This window comes from Mycoplasmopsis edwardii, from assembly GCF_900476105.1.
Lineage (GTDB): Bacteria > Bacillota_I > Bacilli_A > Mycoplasmatales > Metamycoplasmataceae > Mycoplasmopsis > Mycoplasmopsis edwardii.
Genome location: NZ_LS991951.1, coordinates 100,957 through 120,943, shown reverse-complemented (window position 1 = coordinate 120,943; position 19,987 = coordinate 100,957). Strand labels below are relative to the sequence as shown.

Here is a 19,987-nt window from a genome sequence, read left to right as displayed (position 1 = left end):
TTTAATATTTTTATTTTGATTTTGTTATTTTTATAACTTAATAATATTATATATATTATTTGTTAAATCTTAAAAAAAGATTTTTGCTAAAAAGTCACTTAAATATAGGACTAAAAGTTCAATTTATTGATTTTTTAGTAATTAAAAATTAGATAAATTGAAATTTTTTCATATAAAGAGACAATATTTTTTATTGCTAAATTCTTACTAAAATGTGTGTCTCATAGACTTAAAAGTAATTTATAAGTAGACATTTTACGAACACTTTTGTTATTTTTTGAAGATAAAATATGTTATAATTTAACTTATGAATTTAGATATTAATTACAGTAAGCTAAGAACAAAACAAGTAAATATTTTTTGGGGATCTGTATTTGGGATTTTTGCCTTAGGGATTTTAGCATTCTTTGGTTTAATGTTTTTATTCCTATCATTAATTGCAAGAATTGATAACTCATTAACATTTTACTTAATGATACCAGCATGAATAGTAATAATGTTGCTAAGTTGATTTAGAAGTAGAAATACAATTAATAAAGGAATGGTAGTCAATGTTATCTTGCTTGTTCTAAATATACTTGCTTGATCATTCGTTGCTTCGGTTGTTCTTAAATTTGTTATTTTAAGATTAGGATCTACATTTGATACAAGAAGTTTATTATTTGCAGCATTAATCCCGATTATTATTATTGCCATTGGAGCATGTTTATCAGTATTTAATGTAATTAGCTTCGCCAGATTAAATTACTTATTAATCGCATTAGGATTAGCAGTATTTATAACATTCATTGTTTCATTCTTTGTATATAGGGCATACTTCTGATTATTAGTTTTAGAAGTTGTCTTATTAAGTGTTATGACTATTTGAACTTTTAAAATGATGAGTAATGAAGCTCAAAACATTTACTTTGATAATAATGAAACACTTTTCAAAAAGAGCATGTATTATGCTCTTGAATTCTTAATTACTTACTTCAACTTATTTATAATAATATTAAACTTAATGTCAATTAATAAAAAATAAAAAAGAAAATCACTAAATTAATAGTGATTTTTTTGTAATAAATAATATGTTATAAAAGTTATAAATAAAATATATAGAATAATGTTTATGATTTGATGTAATGTACAAAAGGGATAAAAACAAAATATTACAAAAACAAATAAAAAAATAAATCTAACTGTAATATATCAAGATGATAGGAGAAGGAGAATGCAAAAATGATTCACCTAGTAGTTCGACTCGCAAGGGCAAGTTTATAATCTATGAACTTTAAAAAATAAGATAATAAAATAATAATTACATCAAATTGTTTTTCTTACAAACTTAGCATATAAAAATATGAGGGGTTAATTTTGTAAAATAATATGGATAAGTTCATAAAAAAATGGTGCGCGAAGAGGGACTCGAACCCTCATACCGTAAGGCACTAGAGCCTAAATCTAGCGTGTCTGCCAATTTCACCATTCGCGCACTACTTGTTGTAAGTCAATTTTTTCATTAAAAAAAGCACTCAATATGGTGCCGTCTATAGGACTCGAACCTACGACCTACTGATTACAAGTCAGTTGCTCTACCAACTGAGCTAAGACGGCGTGGTGGAAGATAAGGGACTCGAACCCATGACATTCGCCTTGTAAGGGCGACGCTCTCCCAGCTGAGCTAATCTTCCATAATGGCAGTCTGTACGGGAATCGAACCCGTGCATGCATGGATGAAAACCATGTGTGTTAACCGCTTCACCAACAGACCAAACAATGGCGCCGATTATTGGGATTGAACCAACGACCAACTGGTTAACAGCCAGCTGCTCTACCGCTGAGCTAAATCGGCAACGTCATATCTTTTGTGCTTGAATATTATAACATGTTTTTAAAATTTCAAAATATTATTTTATTTTTTTATTTTAAATTTAGTTTGCCTATTCAAAAGGCAATACTATTATAGCACAATACAATATATTACAAAAAAATATATGAAAAATGCTTTATATAAATTAACTATATAAAGCAGGTGTGATTTATCACTTATCTTGATTTGGTATCAAAGAGTTTCAATCTTCTAATAAGTGATCTACATTTTTAAAAATGGTTTTATCTTTGTCAATTTTATAAGCTAAATATGAGAAGATAATATCAGCAACTAAGAAGGCAGAAATTTTTGAACCAAGTGGCCCTATTCTGTAAGATTGCTTAATGCTATCAAATAAAATAATATTTCTTTTATCATTGATTAACTCTTTATTTTTTGTTCACATTGCATAATCAAGATTATTTTCATCTAAATAATTTAAAACTTTTTTGATCTCTAAAGTTGATCCTGATTTCGAAATTAAGGTAACATGAATTTTATCTTTCATTATTTGACTAAATGAGAAAAAGTCATGTACATCATCTAAGAAAATGGCGTTAAATCCTACTTTTCTTAAATTATTTGCAAAGTATTTTGCGACGAGCGCCGATTCACCAATTCCGAAAATAATTGTAACTTTTGGGTGTTTTAACATTCTATCAATATATTCTTTAACTTCTTTATTTGTTGCTATTAATTCGATTGTTTTTTCAATTGCATAAATATAATGTGATCTAATGTTAGAAATCATGTCTGTTAAAGACATGCCTTTCTTTTGTACTAAATTTAGTTCAATGTCTTCTCTTTTTTGACTTCTTGATGAAACATAAATTTGTAAATCATTAAACGTCGCAAACTCAAGTGCACTTGCAAACCTTGAAACGGCAGCTTGACTTACTCCAAGTTTTTTAGAAAGTGAAATCGTATTACATTCTAAAAACTCATCTGTACGATTCTCAATCATGTCAAGAATTTTTCATTTTGAATCACCTTTTTTAGGTATCTTTTTCATATTCTTTAGTAAGTAATCTTCAATTATTTGATATTCATTAGCCATATAATAATTTTATAATTTTATAAAGTTTAAAATAATAAAAAAACTCAATGTGGAAATAAATTTCCACATTGAGTAATTAAATCTTAGAAAGTGAAATAAGTTTATTATAAATTCTTTCTCATTCAATTGAATTAATAAGTGAATCAAAAGCTTTTTCTATATCCGTTTCGGTAGGTAAAATAATTTTTCTTTCTATTAATAATTTGTTTGGTTCATAGTTTTGATCAAAATCAATTAACATTTTTTCTTTTAAGAATTCTTTGATTTCACTTAAGATTTGTAAATGTCTTTCTTTGACTGAAATATTTGAACAATTATTGTGTAATCTTTCTTGAACTTTTTTGTGTAATTGACTTAAATCAATATCTCCTCTTTCTGAAGAGAAAAATGAATCACTTAAAATAAAATTAGAATCAACATTTGAAAGGGCAATAAAAAAGTAATATAAATCAAATTCTTTTTCAAAGTTACCACCAAGTTTAAAGTTATATCCTAATGACTTAAGTAACACTAATAAAAATGTTAAATAAAATCTTTTATTAGATTTGATTAAACGAGGGTTTTGCAATAGAACTAACATAATTTTTGCAACAAAATCATTAATATCATCAAATTGCTCAAATTCGATAAGACTTTTGATTTTATCTTCAAATTTAATTGTTTTATCCACGTATTGAAAATCTTTTGAATTTTTTGTTTCTCAGTTTAATTTTTTAAGTTTTGAAATTGTAATATTAATTGTGTTTTTAATAAAAGTAAATACTTGAAAAAGGTTTTCATCAAGGTTAATATCTGTAATAAATAAATTGTTTTCTTGAACTTGTTTTTCACTAATATTAAATTCTTTTAAAAAGTTTTCTTTGTCTTGATTAACTAATTTGTAAACTCTAGCATTTTTCATATAAATTAATTATATAGTTAAAATTTAAATTAAAAAAGTACTTTTTGCAAAAAGTTAGTCAATATTATGTAGTTTAAAAAAATCAAAAGCCATGAGAAGGTCATGACTTTTGACATTATTTAATTTATCAGATTTTAACTCTTTTTTCAGGTGAAACATACATTTTGTCTGTTTCTTTAATTTCATATAATTTTGCAAATTCTTCATTGTTAGCTAAAATCACATTTGCTCTAATTTTTGTTGGTGAGTGAACATCAACTTCAAGTTGTCTTTTAGCTGCGCCTTCTTTATAAATTGAACGTCAAATTGTTGCTCATGATTTAAAGAATTCTTCAATAACAAAATCTTTTTCTAAACTGGCTGCTGCTAAAGCACATTCAAAACCACCAAGGTCAGCAATGTTTTCAGACACTGTAAGTTTACCGTTAACTTTTCCAAACTTTGTTTCTCTTCCATCAAATAATTCAATTGCTTTTTGAGTTCTTAATTCAAATTCTTTTCTATCTGAATCTGTTCATCAGTTGTTTAATGAACCATTTTCATCGAATTGTGAACCATTGTTGTCAAATCCATGTGAAATTTCATGAGCGATAACTGCACCAATTCCACCATAATTTGCAGATGAAACTCTATCTAAGTTGTAAAATGGTCAAGATAAAATGGCTGCCGGGAATACGATATGATTTTTTAGTGGACTATAGTAAGCATTAATTGTTGCCGGAGACATGCTTCAAAATCTTTTATCTTCATTCTTAAGGTATAAAGATAATGTATATTCAGCAATTATTCTTGAAAATTCTTTAACATTCTTGAATAAGTTGCCACCTTCTTGATATGTTGTAACCTTGAATTCTTGGTAATATGGTCTAATAACTTCTGGGTATCCTACCATAACATCCATTTTTGAAAGTTTTTTAATTGCTTTTTCAATTGTTTCTTTTGAAAGTCATTTATTTTCTGTTAATCTATTTTTGTAGATTTGAATCATACTTTGAACCATATGTTCAACATCTTTTTTAGCTTTTTCACCGAAGTATTCTCTAGCATAATACATACCTAAAGGCATTCCGAAAAATTTATTAGTTAAATCAAAACTAAAATCACTTAAACTTCTTGATTTATCAATTGAGTATAAAGCTTTTTTGAATTCATTTGCTTTAAGTCTAATTTCTTCGCTTAAAAATGAAGTAGTTGAAAGTAAGTTAAAGATAAACATGTGGGCTTTATAAGATTCGAATCTTTCTTCAGTGAAAATTTGGTCAAAGTTTTCAAAGAATCTTGCATTAACAACTGAACCATTTTCTGGTCTTTGTTTCAGAATGCTTGTTACAACTTTTTCTAAATCATATTGTTTTGAATAAGATTTGATTTTATCCATTGATTGTAAGTTGTACATTGCAACATAATTAGCTTTTTCAACTGAACTTAATAAAAAGTCTTTGTAGAATAAATCAAAGTCTAATGCTTTTTCGACTTTAGCTTTAGCTTCTTCATTTGAAAAACCGTAACTTACTAATAAGTCAATCACCATGTTTGATCATGCTGTAAGTAATTTTGTACTTTCTGTTTCATTTGAATAAGTTTCTTTTGAAGGTAAAATATGTGAACTTGAATTTGATACTCATAAAATTCTTTTTGAGTTATCAACAAAGTCATCATAAATTTCAACATCAAATGGTAAAGCAGTGTACTTTAATCAGAATTCTCTTTCTTTATTAAATAATTCTTTAAATGATTTGATTTCTTCAATTTTGTTTAAAAATTCTCTAACAGGTTCTCATTTTAATTCTGCTCTTTTTTCTTCATCAATTACCATTGAATAAAATTTTACATACTCGTGGATTAATTTATCATCTGGTAAAGTAGATGCATCTTTATATCATTTATCAATTGTTGTTTTTAATAATTTTTCTAATTCGATGTCCATTTCAACAAATGAACCAATTGATGATCTATCTTCAGGAATTTTTGCTTCCTTAAGTCAATCATGATTTACGTATTCGTAAAAATCATCTCTTAAATTTGGTTTCATAAAACCTCCTTATTTTTTGGGATCAATATTATTTTTAAGGATTGATAAGAATGCTTCTTGCGGAACTTCAATGCTCCCAAGTTTTTTCATTCTTTTTTTACCTTCTTTTTGTTTTTTAAGAAGCTTTTGACGTCTAGTAACATCACCACCATATAACTTAGCAGTAACGTCTTTTCTATATGCCTTAATGGTTTCTCTTGCAATTATCTTACCACCAATAGTTGCTTGAACTGGAACTTCAAAGTTTTGCCTCGGAATTGCTTCTTTAAGTTTTTGACATAACTCACGCGCATTTTCATAAGCTCGTTCACGGTGTGTGATTAATGAGAAAGCATCAACTTTATCCCCATTAAGTAAGATATCAACTTTAACTAAATCACTTTCTCTGTATCCTAATCATTCATATTCAAATGATGCATAACCTTTTGTAGTCGATTTTAATCTATCAAAGAAATCAAAAATTGTTTCAGCCAGTGGTAATTCATAAACAACTGAACTTCTCTTTGAATCAATCATATCTAATGATTTATATATACCTCTCTTGTTTTGACAAAGTTCCATAACGTTTCCGATGTATTCATTTGGAACAAATATGTGTGCTTCAACATAAGGTTCTTCAATTTTTTCAATAAATGTACGATCTGGAAGTAATGTTGGGTTGGCAATCATTTCAACTTCACCATTAGTCATTGTAACTCTATACTCAACACTAGGGCTGGTTGCTATAATTCCAACTTTATATTCTCTATCAAGTCTTTCTTGTAAAATCTCCATGTGTAATAGACCTAAAAAACCTACCCTGAATCCAAATCCTAATGCTTTTGAAGTTTCTTGTTCTCATGTTATTGAAGAGTCGCTTAATGAAATTTTTTCTAAACTCTCTTTTAACATTGAGTAGTCTCTAGTATCAACTGGATAAAATCCTGTGAAAACAACTGGTTTCATTTTTTTGTATCCGGGTAAAGCTTCTTTAGTTGGATTTTCAATTAAAGTAATTGTATCTCCTACGTTAACTTCTTTAGCATCACGGATGGCTGCTGAAACTCAACCAACTTCACCTGCTGAAAGAAGATCTTTTTTTGATTCATGTGGATTTCTAACCCCTAAATCAATAACATGGTATGAGTTTTCTTCATCTGTTCTAGACATAAATTTGAATTTATCACCCGTTTTAAGTTGACCTTCAAAAATACGAACAAGCATAACTACACCACGATAAGGATCAAAGTAACTATCGAAAATTAGCGCTTTAAGTGGCTTATCATCATCAGCATCTTTTGGGCTAGGAATGTGTTCAACAATTGCTTCAAGCAAGTTATCTACACCTAAACGCGTTTTAGCAGAAACTAAAACAGCATTTTCTGTTGAAATACCAATAACTTCTTCAATTTCACGTTTTACACCTTCAATGTCAGCACTTGGTAAGTCAATTTTATTAATTACAGGAATAATCTCTAAATTATTTTCTAATGCTAAATAAACATTAGCCAATGTTTGAGCTTCAATGCCTTGTGTTGCGTCAACAATTAATAAAGCACCTTCACAAGCTGCAAGTGACCTTGAAACTTCATATGTAAAGTCAACATGTCCTGGGGTGTCTATTAAGTGGAAAATATAATCTTTATACTTAATTTGAACAGCATTTAACTTAATAGTGATTCCACGCTCTTTTTCAAGATCCATTGAATCTAAAAATTGCTCATTAAGTTCTCTTTTTGCAACTGTATTAGTTAATTCTAAAATACCGTCAGCTAAAGTACTCTTTCCGTGATCTATATGCGCAATGATGGCAAAATTTTTGATTTTTGATTTATTCATAATTGTTTAATATTATATAAAAAAATGTGCTTTTTTGAATGTAAATATTATGCAAAATTGTAAAAAACTTGCTGAAAAACCTTTCTTTTGTATAATTTTTTTATGAAAAATTTTATATCTTATCCTAAACAACAAAAGATTGCATTTTGATCAGGGATATTTGTTTTATTATCAAGTGTTTTCTTTATAACTTTTGCAATGGTTTTTCAAGGTTTTTTTGGTTATGAAAAGTCAACAAATTCATACTACATTAAGTTTCATGAAGTGTTTGGTGTTTTTGTTCACTTGCTATATTACACAAGTTTAACTAATATATTTTTAGGTGTTATGCTTCTTTTGGTAGCTTATAAACCAGAAAGTGAGAAAGTTAAAATTTGATTCTTTAATTCAGTTGTTTTAATCACAATTACATTCTTTATTTATTGAGGACTAATTTCATGAACACAAAAATGGAACAAAATTCATAGTGTAATTAGTTCACTTGTTACGCATTGTGTTAATCCTGTTTTAGGATTCATCGTTTTATTCTTAATGAGAAGACAAATTAAAGTGAGTTTTAAAAACATTTATTCATTATCTTTAATTGTTGTTGCATACTTTTTCTTTGCAATGTTTGTGTATCTTGGAAGTGGTTCACAATATGATTTTAAAAATGGAGCTATCATTTATTCATTCTTGCATTTCTATAGACCGTTCTTTATCAAAACAAGTAGTGTAGGGTTAATTGTTACTCTTGATTTATTATTATTTGTAATTGCATTTTTAGCACCAGCAGGACTAGGTTTTGCATGAAAAGCAATCTTAAAAATTAAAACTAAATAAAATTCTAGCTATGCTAGTTTTTTTATTAATTTGACTATTGTAATATAATATAAAACATGGACAGGGGTACTATTTTTAAATAGTTGAGAAATACTCTTAATAGCTGATCTAGTTAATACTAGCGTAGCGAGTCTTCAACTCTCCTACTTTTGTCCTAAAATTAAGGAGAAATTATGAAAAAAATATTTAACAAATTATTATTAACTACATGTTTAGTTTCTGTACCATTAATTGTAAGTTCTTGTTCAGAACAAAAACAAAATCAAGGAAATGTTGCAGAAGCAAAATTAATCAGAATTAAATTAAACAATAGTTTAAATGGCCAAGATCCAAAAGCAATTGAATTTGAATCTAAGGTTAATGAACTAATAAAAGCAAAAGGTTTTAACTTTGATGTTAAATTCTCGTTTGAAGGTGAAGATAACTACAAGGTTAACTTTGATGATATTTTAAAAGAAAAGCAAGATGTTGTCTTTGTATCTGCAGGACAAGTTTTTTCTAATCAAAAAGAAATTGTTGCAAACAATATTTCTGTAGGTATCCAAACAAGAGGACTTTCATTTAAAGGCTCTAAAAATTCTAACAATGAAGTTTATAAAGATGGTTTAGAAAATGATCCTCTTAGAGAGATTGCAAAAGCTCAATTAGAATTATTTAATAGAATTCCGAGATCAAATTGAAATGATAAAGAAAATGGAAATAATTGAGATGGAAGTGTATATAGAAGTTTTTTTAATGAAGGTACAACACCTTACCAAAGAGGTTTAATTGTTGTTGTAGCTAACGAAGAGGATACAAACAACATTATTAAAGCTTGAAATGAAAAAGACTTAGAAAAATTCGTGAGTTATGGAATCGGAATTGGTAGTTCAAGTTCTGGAAGCAAATACTTATTGCCTCAAGCCTTAATGAAAAAACACTTTGGCGATAAATTTACTTCATTTTTAAACTTAGTACGTAACCATAGTGATAAAGTAAGTAAAGCTGCTTGAAAAAACATGAACGAGGAAAGTAATATTAATAAGAAAATCTTCTTCGACAATGAAGGTGTTTACACATGAACAAAATACAAAGATAATGATAAATTATCAGTTGATGAATCAAAAAGAGCAAATCAAAAGGTTTCTTTCTTAACTGTATCTGATGTTCTTCCATACAATGTAGGACTTTTCAGTAATAAAATTTCTAAAAAACAAATCAAAGTTTTATCAGAAGTTCTTAATGAACTCGCAACACAAAAACAAGACCCATGAGGTCCGCATTCAGGATTCCACGGATATTCATTTATTGAAAATGAAAATGATCAATTCTGAAACATAGTAAAAAAATCTTTTGAATAAGGAATTAAATGAAGTTTAAAAATGCAAACATAGGGTATAACAAAGAAGTTGTATTAAAGAATGTTAATCTAGAACTTTTTAAGGGGCAGATTAACGGAATAATTGGTAAAAGTGGGTGTGGAAAGTCCACATTACTCAAAGCAATATTTGATAAAGAAATGTTAATTGATGGTGAAATTATTTTTGATAATGTATCAATTAAACAAGCATCAAAATCATTACTCAAAAAATTTAAAAACAAAATATATTATTTAAGGCCCGATCATAACTTATTAGAATTTACCGATTTTTACCAAAACATTTTAATAAGTTACCCACATTATAAAAACATGTTTTATAAATTCTTTAGGATTTTAACTAAACACCAAAGAATTGAATTATTTTATTTATTAAAAGAATTTAATGTAGAAGACTTAGCATTTGAAAAAATTTCAAATCTATCGTCAGGTCAGAAACAAAGATTAAGCATAGTGCAAATGTTATTTAACAAACCTGAAATTATATTAGCTGATGAACCAACAAGCAATTTAGATATCCTGAATTCAAAACATGTATTTGAAATATTAAACAGATATAAAAGTGACAAAATCATTTTTATAGCAATTCATGATTTAAGTTCTGCATATCATTTTGACAGATTATTTACTTTTGATCGAGTTAATGATGGTGTGTTCGAAATTCCTTCTAATGAGTTTGATATCGAAAGTCTTGGGAAATATTACTATGACATATAAAAAATTCAATTGTGAGATTGATAAAAGAAATTTTATCAAAATATTTCTTTGGGCTTTTTCATTCGTCATATTAATTTACTTTATGTATGAACTAAATTTCTTTAGTCATATATATACAAAAGGTTTTGTAAGGTTAAAACACCATTTAAGCGAATTGTTTAAATTTAATAGTCAACACCCGGATTTACCTGGTGATTCGCTATGAAAATTAAACTTGGATTACATTTGAATTACACTTAAAACAGTAACTGGAGGAACTATAACAGGATTGATTTTATCATCAATCACTTCATACTTATCAGCTACAAATATCCACAAAAATAGGGAACCATCATTTATTTTAAAATTCATTTTAGTGTTTTTTAGGGCGTTTCCATTTGTTGTATTTATATTATTATTCAAAAGTATATTTAGCAGCTTTCTAGCTGCATGAATGATATTTTGTTGAAGTACATGATTGTGAATGCATAAATATTATTTAGAAATTATAGAAAGTGCCGAAACTAAATATTATTGATTAGATATCAAACTTGGTAAAAGTAAACTTGTGAGCTTTTATAAAAACATTTATTTATCAAATAGAAACAGATACGTAATGAATTCATTTTTATCATATGAATCAAACGTACGTTGAAGCGCAATTTTAGGAAGAATAGGAATTATCGGTATAGGATTTTGAATCGATACATTTTCAAGTGATTTTTCATACTTAGGTATTAGTTTATTTTACTTATTTATGGTTGTATTTGTTATCGAGATATTTATGTTCTTATATAACAAATACTTAAAATCATACATTCACAAAAGAACAAAAGATCAAGATTATTGAAAGTCTCCAATTTATAACTTAACATGAATTATCCTTTTAATAGTTAAAATTGTTTTTCTTGTGATTTACATAATAAGCTTTGTCGATTTAGCAAATTCAACTATTAATTTCACAAAATTTGGAAAATACTTAAAAGACTTTTATGTTTTTGATTTTAGCGATATAAAAGTAAATTATGTTTATTATTTAGACTACTGAGTAATCTTTATGAAAACTTATGTGAGTTTATATTTTGCAGTTTTAATTTCGATTGTTTTTGCATTTTACATGAGCGAGAGAATAAACAATGTATGAGTTTCATTTACATTCAAAGTGCTATTAGTAGTAATTAAGTCATTACCAGTAGTAGTTTATTTTGTGTTATTTAACACGTTTTTAGAGCCAGTAACTTCAATAACAATTGTTTTATCATTAGTTGCTTTTAGATCACTTACAAAGCATTTTAATAGCAAAATAAATGCATTCTCAAATTATGAATTAAAACTTTGTTCTTCATTAGGTTTTTCAACATGATGAATATACAGAAAGAGAATTCTTCCTGAAGCATTCAAGGACATTAGATCATTAATTGTTTTTGAATATGAAAATACATTTAGAAATGGTATTTCATATGGTGTTTTTGCGACTATAACAATAACTGAAAAAATCAACGATTATCAAGAAAAGAACCTATATGGTCGCATATTCCCATTAATTTTACCTGCATTTTTATTCTTTATATTGCTCGAGATATTTTATTGAATCATTAAAAATGATTTTAAATTAAATAAACTATTTAATTGAATAAAAAACACAAGAAATAACCTAAGCAAATCATTTTTAAACAAAACAAAAAGACCATATAAGAATTAACTTGTATGGTCTTTTTGTTTGAATTAATCTATTATTGTCTTCAATCATTCTTTCTCTTTTTGTCTCAAATGCGTCATTCATAATCTTTAATGATAACTTTCATCCATTTAATAGCCTCTTCTAATTCCTTTTTTTTACATTTAGATATATAATCTGTTTTTTCTTTAACTCTAATAATTTTATATTAAATCTTTCTTTCATTACACTACCAGAAAATAGCGCTTCTTCAGATTTATATAATTCAGCATTTAATTTTTTCTCTTTTAATCACAATTCTCAATACTCGTTTTCTAACTTATTTGTTTCACTTACTTCGATTTCTTGTTTTGTTGAACAAGATATTGTGATAACAGACAAACTAATAAGCGTTACAAAAAAATGATATTCCTGAAAAATTTCTTCATAATCCTGTACTTAAATTGTTTTTTAAAATTATATGTATAAATATATATTCCTAATTCTTCGTGTAAAAGTGGTTAAATATGGTATGTTTTCCATAATTAATAAAAGGATTTTTGTGCTTTGAAAATAAAAATATAAAAACCATACAAGTCAATGCTTATATGGCTTTTTAGTATTAGAATTTATTTTTCGGTAAGTAAATGTGCCCGTCTATACTTTTGACATCTGATACAGATATAAATGCTTCTGCATCAATTTTTCTTACATCTTTTATAATCCTGTTAACTTGCCTGAATAGTGTAATTGTTGTAATTACATTTAATTTTTCTTTTGAGAATCCTCCATGCGCATGAAATTCAGTTAATCCTGTAACAATTTTCTTATCTTGTGTAATAATTGTTGCAATATCTGCTGATTTATTTAAAGAAAAGATTTCAACTCTAACAAGTTTGAATTTAGGATAAAGTTTGTTAAGTGCAATAATGTACACAACGTTTGTTAAAACTGTTGCTATAAAGTTTGGTGAAAGGTAAAGTTCAAAACTTCAAGCTTTAGATGTAATTAATTTTAGATGTTCATCTGTTCCTAATTTACCGGCTTCAGATAATAATAATGAACCTGGTAATCATGAACCAACACCAACCCCTATTAAAACAATTACAATATTCATGTAACCTGAAATTGTTCCAAATGATTTTTGTTTTTCATTCGCATATCATTCACCAATAATTCCTGTTACTCCTGCAGTTCCTCCGATTATTTGAATAATCGCAAAGATTCATGCTAATAAATATCCATAAACAATTGCATAAACAAATAACGCAATAATATTACCACCGTCTTTTCAAAGTAAAGGGATAATTGAACTTAATTTTTTCTTGAATTCAGGTAAAGCAGCTTTAACTTCACCATTTGAGAAATCACCAATTAAATAAATTTCATTTGCTCCTGGTATCAATCCAATTGAAAATGATGTAATTGACGAAACAACTAAAAATAAAACTGTTAAGTTAGAAAAAGTTTTACCAATTCTTTTGTACCCAAAAATAAATATTGGAATACTTAAAATAATATAAGCAATTCAGAAAATGAATTGTTCAATTAAATTCCTTAATACCGGTGTAATTTGTCCTTCTTTAAAAAGGACAACTGTTAACCTAGCAATTGATTGCCCGAAAGCTGCTAGACCAAAATTATAAATACCTACGTTTTTAACAAAGAATACACTGATTACTCCAAAGAATAAAGCGGTCACTGTTGTTATTAATACTAATTTTCATGCAGGCATTTGTGAATATAAACTACTTAACTTAATACCAAAGTTTGACATTTTGGTACGGTTATAAACAGTATTTTTCTTAACCAGACTGTTTGAAAATATCTCTTTTCCCATTAATGCATCTGCAATTTCATCTTTTTTACTTTTGTTTGAAAATAGATTTTTATCCTTTTTAACTTCTTCAATAACTTCTTCATCAATTTGTTCGATTAAATCTTTGTTATCTTCCATTAAACCCCCTTAAAAACATATAAAAAAAACTAATTACAAAAGAAACTTATATTGAAAAAGTTTCCATGTACTTATTATTCTATAACATTTTTGTTTAATGTGCTAGAAAAAAACTCAAGTTATGAAAATTTTTCACAACTAAAACTCATAAGATATACTTTAAAAGTACATTTAAACATTCATTAACGCAATTAGTAATCACTTTAGATTATTTATAGTAAAATTTATATTGCTTATGAAGATAGTGTCAAATAATAAAATTGCTTTCAGGGATTATGAAATCTTAGAAAAATTTGAAGCAGGTATTGCTTTAAAAGGTTGAGAAGTAAAAAGCGCTAGAGCTGGTGAAGTCTCATTAACTAATGCTTTTTGTTCAATTTATAAAAATGAATTATGAATCAAAGATTCCTTTTTTAAACAATACATGCAGGTTAAAGGCGATGAAACAGCTGATCGTAAATTATTGATGCATAAAAATGAAATTCGTAAGATTAAATTTCAACTAGATACTCAACCAATTACTTTAATTCCTTTAAAACTATATTTTAATAAAGACTCTTTATTAAAAATAGAAATAGCGCTTGCTAGAGGTCTTAAGAAATATGATAAGCGTGAAAAAATCGCAAAAGAAGAGACTCAAAAAAGAATTAACAAACTTCTTAAAAACTTTTAATGGGGATATAATGGTTTCGACATGCATGGGTTATTTAGTGTTGCAGTAGTGTGAGAGACTATAATTCTTACTAGGCTTTCTTAAACGGAAAACAAGAAGAAAAATTCGCATACCCAATGTATGCACAAAACACAAATCTTGCTTTTGCTTAATAAATAGCAACAAGTTGCTTATACATGACTCCTTTAGTGTATAAGTAGGTCTTAAAGGATGGTTTTCAGTGTTGCGAACTGATAATGAGATTTAGCTAAATATTGTTAATTGTTTTGGTTATTTTTTGTTAACAATATTACAAAATAACATAAACTGTAGACGCATTAAATAATTTATGTGTGGACACGGGTTCGACTCCCGTTATCTCCACCATTTTTTTATGCTGTTTTTTATAAAGGTATTTCACAAAACGATATGATAGCAAATTACTAAAATTTGACCTCATAATTGCTTTAATATCAAGATTTGTGGTAACTTTACCACAATTTATTTTTATTTTACTTTATAGCAATGTATTTCTGTGTTATACTTTGATGTTTAGATCTCGTATCTAAGCAACATTTATTAAAATTACTAAATGTTTAAAGTATTTTGGTCTTAATACTGATCTAAATATTCTACATATCCTTTCTTTTTTTATAATTTGTTATGTAAATTCTCTTTCCTTTAACTTTATGTCGCATACTTTATAAAAAACAATTTATTCACTTTGCATAGTTTAAACTCACAATTATTATATTTGGTAACAGTATAAATTTGGTTACTTTTAACTTCTTATATTATTCATAGATTTATTCAAGTAGGATATTTAGATAAAAACATAAAAAATACTCTAATCCCTCAGTTAGAGTATTTTTTCATTTATTTTTGAAGAATACATAATTTGGTAAAATATATAAAGTTTCATAAATACAGGAGTTACTAATGGAAAAATTAAATAATAGTTGTTCATGCAAACCATTTTTTGGTTGTGTATGTGGTCAAGAAGTTCCACAAAATATCATGAATATTGTAGAAGCATTTGGAGGAATCGATAACATCAATGGATTCAATGCAAGTGTTTCAGAATTAAGATATGATTTAAAAAATGTTAAACTAGTTAATGAAGAACAGTTTAAAAAACTTGGTGCTAAGAAAGTTGTTATTTTTGAAGGAACAAAACACGTTCAAGTTGAACTAGGTGAAGGTGTTGAAGAACTTAACTTTAATGTTAAAAAATACTCACCACTTTTAAGAGCAATGAGTAAGCAAGTTAAATCAGCTATTGAACAAAACAAAAACACAAATAATCAAGTTGTAAGTGAAGTAAGTGAACAAGTTGTTTTATCACCAGTTAATGGTAAAATTGTTGCACTTAAAGATTTAAAAGACGGAATTTTCTCAGAAGGTTTAGTTGGTAACGGAGTCGCTATCTTAATATCTGATGATAGTAAAGTTGTTGCTCCTTTTGATGGAAAAATTACAATGATGCCCGCTAACAAAAATCAATTTATTTTCTCTTCAAAAGAGGGTGTTGAATTAGTTGTAGTTTTAGGCCAAGACAGCTATAAACTTGATGGAATTGGTTTAGAACCAAAAGTAAAATTAAATGAAGAAGTTAAAGCTGGAACATTATTATTTGAATTAAATCTTAAAAAATTTGATTCAGAAAACATTGATAAACACATTGTTGTTTCTACAACAAAATTCTCTTCATTAAACAACATTCAAGAAGTTGCTTCTAAAGCAGAAAAATCAAAACAATTATTTAAACTTGTTTAGTTAAATGTGGAATATTTCACATATCAAAATTAACTAAAACATATGATATATAGTATTAAACAGTTTTATGTCATTTATAAGTGCACATAAAATTGTTTTTTTCTTACCAATGGTAAATCTTTTTATATAATAAATAAACCACAACTAATAACGGGGAGAAAATATGAAAAAGAAAAAACACATAATCGTTCTTATAAATGGTAAAAGAAGAAGTGGAAAGGGCCTTTTAACAAACGCGATTAAAGAAAAGTCATTAAAAAGATTCAATGATAATGTACACATCTTTTCATTCGCGCAACCAATTAAAGATATTACTGAACCTATCTTAAAACAATTAGAGTGAGATGGTAAAAACAAAGAAGTTGTTAGGCCACTTTGAATCGCAATGGGAGAAGTTGGTAGAAACATCGATAATAATATTTGATGTGGTAAAGTATTTGATAAGATTAACGAAACAATCCAAGAGTCAATTAAACATGAATCAAGCAGTTTATATTTAATCGATGACCTTAGATTTCCAAACGAACTTGATTACTTTATTAGAAATGTAAAAATGTTAAATGAAAACATTAAAGAAGGGCATGAAGTTAAAGTTGTATCAATTAGAATTGAAAAATTCATGGATGCTGAAAAATTCGTACCTGGAGTTGATGATAATTCAACAGAAATTAGTTTTGATAAATTAACATTCACATTTAACCACATCGTTCCTCAAGATACATTAATTGATAGAAACTGAGCAGCTAACTTTACTGCAGTAGAAATAGTTGCAAATACAGTTATTGAAAACTTTATAAAATAAATTTAAAAACTTGAGATATACTCAAGTTTTTAAAATCAATAGGCAAAAGGAGTATAATAAATATATGAAAGTATCAAGAAAATATTACAATAATGTACATTACACAATTGATTGAGAAAACAAGGTACTTGTTTTAAAGTCTGAATTTCATAAAGAGTTACTAACTTTTGATAAGTGAAATGGTTTTAAGAAAATTGGGGGTAGTTCGGTAGGTGACATCTTAATCAAAGGTGATGCATTTAAAAATGAGTTTAAGGCTTATTGCCATATCACAAGACTTAAAATGCCTGTTTTAAGTAAAAAATATATTAATGCTGGGGTAGTTCTTGAGCCAAAAATCTTTGATGTTTTAAGATCTAGTTTTAAAGGGCTAGAAATTCAGAACTTCGTTGCTTCTGAAGTGGAATATGATTACTTTAAAGGTATTGATGATGTTATTAGCGGGGTTCCTGATGGTTATATACCAAGCAAGAAAATCATCTTGGAAATTAAAACGGCAGGTGAAAAAAAATATGAGCTGTGAAACAAAAGTAATGTTGATCCAGCTTACAGAAAACAAGCTCAATTATATGCATACTTAATGAGTAAAAAGTTAAACGAAAAAGTTGAAATGTATACAATTGTTGCTGCATTTTTAAAAGAAGATAAACAACTTAATATTAACGACTATTTAGAACCTGAAAAAGTTGACTTAAATGAAAGAATCATTAAAGCATATCCATTTAAAGTTAATGAACATGAAGTTTTATCAGATATAAAAGAAGTTAAAGATTGATATGCTAAATACACACAAAGCAACACTTCTCCACAATTTGATAGAAGCATCAATGCAGATGATTTAGAGTATTTATCATGTTCAAACGAAGAAGAATGAATTGCTTTATTAGAAAAGTGAAAAGCTATGGGGAAAGCTGATCCAGATACTAAACCTTAGTATTTATCAAGATAAAAAACAAAAGCCAAATGGCTTTTGTTTTTTTATTTATCTTTGTACCCTTTACCATCACGGATTTTTCCGTTTTCACCGTGAATGTAGTATGTTCCATTATTTTTCTTTGCTAAATCTCTTGCGTAAGGAATAGCTTCTTTTTGTGTATCGAATAAGATCGTTGCTCTTTCGGCACCTTCTCTATAAACTCTTCATTTATCTTTTTCTTTATCTTTTGTAATGTGTCATACAGCTTTTAATTCTTTTTTATCCATATTTTAATCCTCATCAATCTGGTCGATTCTTGCTTGGTGGCGTCCACCTTCAAATTCTGTTTTAATGTATTCATCAACCATTCTTTTTGCTTCTTCAAAATCAATTTGACGACCACCGAAAACTAAAACGTTAGCGTCATTGTGTAATTTTGCTAAGTGTGCATCTTCTACTGATACAACTCTAGCAGCTCTAATGTGTTTGTGTCTGTTTAATGCATATGAAATACCTAAACCTGTTCCACACATAGCGATTCCAAATTCTGGTTTTTTCTCATTAACATAGTTAGCTAATGCATGGCCTTGTTCAGCATAACTTACTGAAACTTTATCTGTTTCTGGACCTAAATCAACTACTTCGTATCCTAATGATTCTACATATTTTTTTAATTCTTCTTTTAAACCGAATGCGGCATGATCACTTGAGAAAGCAATAACTTTTTTGTTCATAATTACTCCTTAATAATATTCTTGAATTATGTAATATAAATTATACTAGAATTGTTGCTTATACATAATTTTATAAGCTTGAAAACTATGTAAATTTTTCACATTTAAAACTAGCTTAATAACTCATTTTGTACTTATATAGTTAAATAAAAAATATATAATTAAAAATATGAAAAAAATTAAACTTGAAAAATTCATTTCTAATAATACAAATTACTCAAGATCTGAAATTAAAAACTTAATGAAACAAGGAAAAATAACTATTAATGAACAAGTCATTAAATCATCAGTTTTGATATCTAAAAATGATATTATTAAAGTTAATAACAATGTTATTGAAGATTTAAGTAATGTTTATATTTTAATGAATAAACCTGCAAATTATGTATGTGCAAATCGTGATAGTTTACATAAAACTGTCTTTGATTTACTTGATCCAAAGTATCAAAACTTAGAAGATTTACACACTGTAGGACGTTTAGATATCGATACCGAAGGGTTATTAATTATCACAAATGATGGTGAGCTTACTCATAATTTATTAGCACCTAAAAAACATGTACCAAAAACTTATTTCGTAAGAGTTGATGGAGAAATTAAACCAGAATTGGTTGATGAATTTAAAAATGGCGTTGATATTAAGGAAGACAAAATAACAAAACCATCTGAGTTAATAATATTAAAGAAAAATGAAGCAAACTTAACTATAAGCGAAGGTAAGTTTCATCAAATTAAAAGAATGTTTCAAAAATTTGATTTAAAAGTCATTTACCTTAAAAGAATCAAGTTTAATAACCTGGACTTGCCAAACAACCTTAAGTTGGGCGAATATAAATTAATAGCTAAGGATGAATTATTTTAAATTTATAAAATATTTATATTTTTTAAGTCAACTTGAAATTAAAGTTGATTTTTTTATTAAATGTTTGGTATAATGGAAACGTGGGGTTACTTAACA

Annotated in this window: 18 protein-coding genes, 5 tRNA genes, 1 other RNA gene and 1 riboswitch; of the genes, 11 read left to right on the top strand and 13 right to left on the bottom strand. The window is 27.1% G+C overall.

Features of this window, described 5'->3' with window-relative positions:
- The first annotated feature begins 307 nt into the window (after nucleotides 1–307).
- Complete coding sequence (locus D2846_RS00600; RefSeq protein ID WP_117274994.1) at nucleotides 308–1,024, top strand: MAG0110 family membrane protein; 717 nt, start codon at nucleotides 308–310, stop codon at nucleotides 1,022–1,024.
- A gap of 365 nt (nucleotides 1,025–1,389) precedes the next feature.
- Here the strand turns inward: D2846_RS00600 and D2846_RS00595 are convergent.
- The 9 genes from D2846_RS00595 to lepA form a co-directional block, all read right to left on the bottom strand.
- A tRNA-Leu gene (locus D2846_RS00595) sits at nucleotides 1,390–1,474 on the bottom strand.
- Nucleotides 1,475–1,520: 46 nt separating this feature from the next.
- A tRNA-Thr gene (locus D2846_RS00590) sits at nucleotides 1,521–1,596 on the bottom strand.
- A gap of 1 nt (nucleotide 1,597) precedes the next feature.
- Nucleotides 1,598–1,673, bottom strand: a tRNA-Val gene (locus D2846_RS00585).
- Nucleotides 1,674–1,677: 4 nt separating this feature from the next.
- A tRNA-Glu gene (locus tag D2846_RS00580) sits at nucleotides 1,678–1,753 on the bottom strand.
- A gap of 6 nt (nucleotides 1,754–1,759) precedes the next feature.
- Nucleotides 1,760–1,834: transfer RNA gene (locus tag D2846_RS00575), tRNA-Asn, on the bottom strand.
- 187 nt (nucleotides 1,835–2,021) lie between these two features.
- Entirely contained in the window at nucleotides 2,022–2,909 is an 888-nt protein-coding gene (locus D2846_RS00570; protein WP_117274993.1) for a MurR/RpiR family transcriptional regulator, read from the bottom strand.
- 76 nt (nucleotides 2,910–2,985) lie between these two features.
- Nucleotides 2,986–3,810: a hypothetical protein gene (locus D2846_RS00565; protein WP_117274992.1), complete on the bottom strand. Its 825-nt coding sequence runs from the start codon at nucleotides 3,808–3,810 to the stop codon at nucleotides 2,986–2,988.
- Nucleotides 3,811–3,934: 124 nt separating this feature from the next.
- Nucleotides 3,935–5,842, bottom strand: a complete 1,908-nt coding sequence (locus D2846_RS00560; protein WP_117274991.1) for a M13 family metallopeptidase — start codon at nucleotides 5,840–5,842, stop codon at nucleotides 3,935–3,937.
- A 9-nt stretch (nucleotides 5,843–5,851) separates the two neighbouring features.
- Complete coding sequence (lepA, locus tag D2846_RS00555; RefSeq protein ID WP_117274990.1) at nucleotides 5,852–7,660, bottom strand: translation elongation factor 4; 1,809 nt, start codon at nucleotides 7,658–7,660, stop codon at nucleotides 5,852–5,854.
- Nucleotides 7,661–7,762: 102 nt separating this feature from the next.
- On the opposite strand from lepA, the gene D2846_RS00550 reads away from it, so the two are divergent.
- The 4 genes from D2846_RS00550 (at nucleotide 7,763) to D2846_RS00535 (ending at nucleotide 12,237) form a co-directional block, all read left to right on the top strand.
- Nucleotides 7,763–8,482, top strand: a complete 720-nt coding sequence (locus D2846_RS00550) for an MAGa3780 family membrane protein (RefSeq protein WP_117274989.1) — start codon at nucleotides 7,763–7,765, stop codon at nucleotides 8,480–8,482.
- A gap of 52 nt (nucleotides 8,483–8,534) precedes the next feature.
- A riboswitch (TPP riboswitch) is annotated at nucleotides 8,535–8,629 on the top strand.
- 26 nt (nucleotides 8,630–8,655) lie between these two features.
- Nucleotides 8,656–9,822, top strand: a complete 1,167-nt coding sequence (gene cypl / locus D2846_RS00545) for an ABC transporter thiamine pyrophosphate-binding lipoprotein p37/Cypl (RefSeq protein WP_117274988.1) — start codon at nucleotides 8,656–8,658, stop codon at nucleotides 9,820–9,822.
- An 8-nt stretch (nucleotides 9,823–9,830) separates the two neighbouring features.
- Nucleotides 9,831–10,556: an ATP-binding cassette domain-containing protein gene (locus D2846_RS00540; RefSeq protein WP_117274987.1), complete on the top strand. Its 726-nt coding sequence runs from the start codon at nucleotides 9,831–9,833 to the stop codon at nucleotides 10,554–10,556.
- Between the two features lie 82 nt (nucleotides 10,557–10,638).
- The gene (locus D2846_RS00535; RefSeq protein ID WP_223211520.1) at nucleotides 10,639–12,237 is read left to right on the top strand and encodes an ABC transporter permease; all 1,599 of its coding nucleotides are present in this window, start codon (nucleotides 10,639–10,641) and stop codon (nucleotides 12,235–12,237) included.
- Nucleotides 12,238–12,357: 120 nt separating this feature from the next.
- Here D2846_RS00535 and D2846_RS03510 read toward each other — a convergent pair whose 3' ends face one another.
- Both D2846_RS03510 and D2846_RS00525 read right to left on the bottom strand, forming a co-directional pair.
- Complete coding sequence (locus tag D2846_RS03510; RefSeq protein WP_117274986.1) at nucleotides 12,358–12,594, bottom strand: hypothetical protein; 237 nt, start codon at nucleotides 12,592–12,594, stop codon at nucleotides 12,358–12,360.
- Nucleotides 12,595–12,814: 220 nt separating this feature from the next.
- The gene (locus tag D2846_RS00525; RefSeq protein WP_334294067.1) at nucleotides 12,815–14,032 is read right to left on the bottom strand and encodes a DUF2179 domain-containing protein; all 1,218 of its coding nucleotides are present in this window, start codon (nucleotides 14,030–14,032) and stop codon (nucleotides 12,815–12,817) included.
- Nucleotides 14,033–14,384: 352 nt separating this feature from the next.
- Between D2846_RS00525 and smpB the strand changes: the two genes are divergently transcribed.
- The 5 genes from smpB (at nucleotide 14,385) to D2846_RS00500 (ending at nucleotide 18,313) form a co-directional block, all read left to right on the top strand.
- The gene (gene smpB, locus D2846_RS00520; protein ID WP_117274984.1) at nucleotides 14,385–14,822 is read left to right on the top strand and encodes an SsrA-binding protein; all 438 of its coding nucleotides are present in this window, start codon (nucleotides 14,385–14,387) and stop codon (nucleotides 14,820–14,822) included.
- Between the two features lies 1 nt (nucleotide 14,823).
- Nucleotides 14,824–15,188, top strand: a transfer-messenger RNA (tmRNA) gene (ssrA, locus tag D2846_RS00515).
- A 552-nt stretch (nucleotides 15,189–15,740) separates the two neighbouring features.
- Nucleotides 15,741–16,577 (top strand): PTS glucose transporter subunit IIA, encoded by an 837-nt coding sequence (locus D2846_RS00510; protein WP_117274983.1) that lies wholly within the window; start codon nucleotides 15,741–15,743, stop codon nucleotides 16,575–16,577.
- 163 nt (nucleotides 16,578–16,740) lie between these two features.
- Nucleotides 16,741–17,379 carry a hypothetical protein gene (locus D2846_RS00505; RefSeq protein ID WP_117274982.1) on the top strand — a complete coding sequence of 213 codons (639 nt, stop codon included), beginning with the start codon at nucleotides 16,741–16,743 and terminating at the stop codon, nucleotides 17,377–17,379.
- A 64-nt stretch (nucleotides 17,380–17,443) separates the two neighbouring features.
- On the top strand, nucleotides 17,444–18,313 hold the full coding sequence (locus tag D2846_RS00500; RefSeq protein WP_117274981.1) for an MAGa7180 family putative nuclease: 870 nt from the start codon (nucleotides 17,444–17,446) through the stop codon (nucleotides 18,311–18,313).
- A gap of 44 nt (nucleotides 18,314–18,357) precedes the next feature.
- Here the strand turns inward: D2846_RS00500 and D2846_RS00495 are convergent, their stop codons facing one another.
- Nucleotides 18,358–18,582 carry a DUF2188 domain-containing protein gene (locus D2846_RS00495; protein ID WP_117274980.1) on the bottom strand — a complete coding sequence of 75 codons (225 nt, stop codon included), beginning with the start codon at nucleotides 18,580–18,582 and terminating at the stop codon, nucleotides 18,358–18,360.
- 3 nt (nucleotides 18,583–18,585) lie between these two features.
- Nucleotides 18,586–19,029 carry an RpiB/LacA/LacB family sugar-phosphate isomerase gene (locus tag D2846_RS00490; RefSeq protein WP_117274979.1) on the bottom strand — a complete coding sequence of 148 codons (444 nt, stop codon included), beginning with the start codon at nucleotides 19,027–19,029 and terminating at the stop codon, nucleotides 18,586–18,588.
- A 169-nt stretch (nucleotides 19,030–19,198) separates the two neighbouring features.
- Between D2846_RS00490 and D2846_RS00485 the strand changes: the two genes are divergently transcribed.
- Complete coding sequence (locus D2846_RS00485) at nucleotides 19,199–19,891, top strand: pseudouridine synthase (protein ID WP_117274978.1); 693 nt, start codon at nucleotides 19,199–19,201, stop codon at nucleotides 19,889–19,891.
- The last annotated feature ends 96 nt before the right edge of the window (nucleotides 19,892–19,987 follow it).